The sequence below is a fragment of the Nakamurella sp. genome, assembly GCF_048594475.1.
Classification (GTDB): domain Bacteria; phylum Actinomycetota; class Actinomycetes; order Mycobacteriales; family Nakamurellaceae; genus Nakamurella.
In genome coordinates this window covers 1-3114 of the sequence record NZ_JBMDXT010000179.1, presented here as the reverse complement: position 1 = coordinate 3114, position 3114 = coordinate 1, and the positions used below count along the sequence as shown (strand labels likewise).

The following is a 3114-nucleotide window of genomic DNA, read 5'->3' as shown; positions in this document are numbered from 1 at the left end:
TCGAAGTGCTTGCCCTGGCGGACCGCGGTGATCCCGGCGTGCCCGGACCGCCCGAGCGCGGCGAGGATCGCCTTGCCCTGCGGGTCGAGGATCTCCGGCTTGATGACGACATCGACGGCCACGCGAGCCACGACATACCCCCAAGGGTTCGGCGTTCGGGACGGCCGGTCACCGGGGCCGCGGCGTTGCGGCACGCGAACCTGACCCGGTCCGGCCGCGGTCGAGCTTAGTCGGCCGGCCGGGTGTGGACAGCCGCGCGGATCATCTCGCGCCGAACGGGACGGATGGGGCTGGAGTCGCCGGGTTCGGCCGCGCCGACACAGATGATCCGCGCGGGACGGGAGTGAGGGGGTCCGGACGGAGCGTGACGATCGCCATATGGACAGCGGAATGTTGACACGTCATCCTTAGTTGAAAGGTCATATATGAGCGCCGCAAACCAATAGAGGAGTTCCGATGAGCACCCTGAAGATCGTCATCGCCTCGACCCGCCCCGGCCGCCTGGGCGAGCCGATCGGTCGGTGGCTGGCCGAGCGCGCCCGGCAGCAGGGCTCGTTCGACCGTGTCGAGATCCTCGACCTGGCCGCCGTCGACCTGCCCATGTTCGACGAGCCGCACCACCCGCGGACCGGGCAGTACGTGCACCCGCACACCAAGGCGTGGTCGGCCGAGGTGGACGAGGCCGACGCGCTGATCTTCGTCTCGCCGGAGTACAACGGCTTCCCGCCGGCCACGCTGTTCAACGCGGTCAACTACCTGCACGCCGAGTGGACCGGCACCCCGCTGGGTGTGCTGACCTACGGCGCCGGAGGCGGCGGGGCCCGGGCCCGCGCCCAGATCGAGCTGCTCGGCGGTTACCTGACGATGCCGATCGCCCGGTCGAACTTCGGCCTGGCGAATGTCTTCGGGCAGGTCGCCGACGGCACCTTCACCCCGGTCGAGGGCAACGACGAGTCCGCGGCCGCGCTGGTCGACGAGCTGGCCACCCTGGTCCGCGAGCGGGTCTTGGTCGGCGAAGCGGCCTGACCGCGGGGCGACCCACCACGACCGGCGCCGGACGCCCGTCCGGCGCCGCTTGGTGTGTCCGGAACGGTCCCGGCCGACCGGTGACGGTCGGCGGGCCGGGCGTTCAGCGGGCCGGCCGCTTGGGCCGGGTGCGCGCGGGATCGGGCCGGGCGGTGTCGCCGCCGTCCCCGACCTCCTCGTCCTCGACGGGGAAGATGCGGGGTGGCGGGGTCGTGGTCTGGGTCTCCCAGCGCCGCCCGAACAGGTAGATGACGGGCAGGGTGGCCAGCAGCGGGCCGACGACGGACACCGGCCGCAGCAGCCACCACATCAGGGTCGGCTCCACGGCCTCGGTCTGCGGCCCGAAGATCGCCCACTCGACGCCGCGGGACAGCGCCATCCCGGTGGTGTGGAACAGGAACAGCGGCAGCGCGAACCGGGTGAAGACGGTGGTGGCCTTGGCGAAGGCGCCGCCTCGGCCCAGGGCGTGCAGGACGGCCGGCCGCAGCAGCTCGGCGACGCCGGCCTGGAACACCATCAGCGCGACGATGCAGACCGTGGGCGGGGCCATGTTCGAGTCCTCGCCCGGCACACCCACCATCGAGCCCGGGTAGAGGCCGGAGAAGACCAGGCCGACCAGCGCGAACAGGCCGGCCGCGGTCATCACCTTGGCCTGCTGCCGGAAGCGCGGCGCCTGGTAGGCAAAGTCGATGCGGCCGTCGCTGTAGCGCGGGGCGCTGCCCGTCCCGCTGATCCGGTCGTAGAAGTAGCCGAGTTGGAAGCAGAAGCCCCAGACGAAGACCATGTTGACCCACTCGATGCCGGGGATGTCCACCCGGAACCGCAGGATGTCGATGATGACGGCCAACCCGGCCATGACCACCAGGACGAGCAGGTCGTACCGCCGATGCAGCCAGACGGTGATCGGCATCAGGCAGACCAGCAACAGGTACACGGCCACGAACCACAGCGGCGAGAGCACCATGATGATCGCCTGCCACGCCCACTGGATGTCCCAGACGCTGGTGACGATGATGCCCAGCACGATCCAGGTGCCCATCAGCGCGGCGCACGGCACGGCCAGCGAGCGGGCCTGCCGCAGGGCGAAGTGGACCAGCCCCTCACCCCGGGCGGCGGCCCGCTCCCATGACTTCAGGTGCACGTAGGCGCCGATGTAGAAGAACAGCGGCATCACCTGCAACAGCCAGGTCAGGATCCACAGCCCCGAGGTGAACCCCAACGGGCTGGTCGCGTACGGCCCGTTGTCGTTCCAGACCAGGATCGTGAACGACCAGTGCCACAGGATGACGATGAGCAGCGAGAACGCCCGCAGGAAGTCCGCGTACGGATTGCGCTGCACCCGCCTGACCGGACCGGTCACGGCGCACCTCCCCAGCTTCGGCCCACGATCCACCCACCGGCCTGCCATGGACCGCCGAGCCGTTTCCATGGTGCGCCTGCCGAATGAGGTCCACGATAGGAGCATGGCCCAGGCAGTACAGGCGCGACCCGCGGTCCGCCACCACCGCGCGCGCCGTCGGCGGCTTCTCGCCCTGGCCGCGGCCGTCGTCCTGCTGGTGATCAGCAACATCGTCGCCAACCGGGTGATCCCGCAGTGGGCCTACGTGCCCTGGAACCTGTCGGTCGCCGCCCTGCTGCTGTTCGTGTCCACCCGCGGGGGCGCCGGGCCGGTCGCCATCGGGTTGAGCATCCGCCACTGGCACCGGCCGGTGGGCGTCGGGCTGCTGCTGGTCGGCAGCACCGCGCTGGTCTTCGCCCTGGGGATGATCATTCCGGCGACGTCGAGCGCGTTCCTGGACAGCCGGATCGGCGGGGCCAGCCTGCCGATGATGCTCTACGTGGTGTTCGTGCAGATCCCGCTGGGAACCGTCGTGCTGGAGGAGATCGCCTTCCGCGGCGTGCTGCCGGCCCTGATGGGGGCGGCGCCGGCGATCCGCTGGCGCTGGTTCCCGGTGCTGGGCGCGTCGTTCCTGTTCGGGCTCTGGCACATCCTGCCCTCGATGGGGATCGGCCAGGCCAACGCCGCGGTCGGCGAGACGATCGGCACCAACCCGTGGGTCACCACGACCGCGGCCGTGCTGTCGATGA

The 3114-nt window shown here is 70.6% G+C and carries 4 protein-coding genes; 2 read left to right on the top strand and 2 right to left on the bottom strand.

Translation table 11 applies throughout. The features are described 5' to 3' along the window. Window positions 1-131 (bottom strand): phosphoribosylformylglycinamidine synthase subunit PurS (locus ACOJUF_RS08795; protein WP_420121484.1); only part of this gene is annotated, 131 nt, incomplete at its 3' end. Between the two features lie 325 nt (window positions 132-456). On the opposite strand from ACOJUF_RS08795, the gene ACOJUF_RS08790 reads away from it, so the two are divergent. After that, a complete protein-coding gene (locus tag ACOJUF_RS08790; protein WP_420121483.1) occupies window positions 457-1026 on the top strand; it encodes an NADPH-dependent FMN reductase in 570 nt (189 codons plus the stop codon). Between the two features lie 103 nt (window positions 1027-1129). On the opposite strand, the gene ACOJUF_RS08785 is transcribed toward ACOJUF_RS08790, so the two are convergent. Then, window positions 1130-2365 (bottom strand): acyltransferase family protein, encoded by a 1236-nt coding sequence (locus ACOJUF_RS08785; protein ID WP_420121482.1) that lies wholly within the window; start codon window positions 2363-2365, stop codon window positions 1130-1132. A 124-nt stretch (window positions 2366-2489) separates the two neighbouring features. On the opposite strand from ACOJUF_RS08785, the gene ACOJUF_RS08780 reads away from it, so the two are divergent. Further along, window positions 2490-3114, top strand: a 625-nt coding sequence (locus tag ACOJUF_RS08780; RefSeq protein WP_420121481.1) for a type II CAAX prenyl endopeptidase Rce1 family protein, incomplete at its 3' end; no start/stop codon positions are given.

What these genes read in the sequence shown, in the direction of transcription:
- ACOJUF_RS08790 (WP_420121483.1), top strand. Translation starts at nt 457, where the DNA reads ATGAGCACCCTGAAGATCGTCATCGCCTCGACCCGCCCCGGCCGCCTG.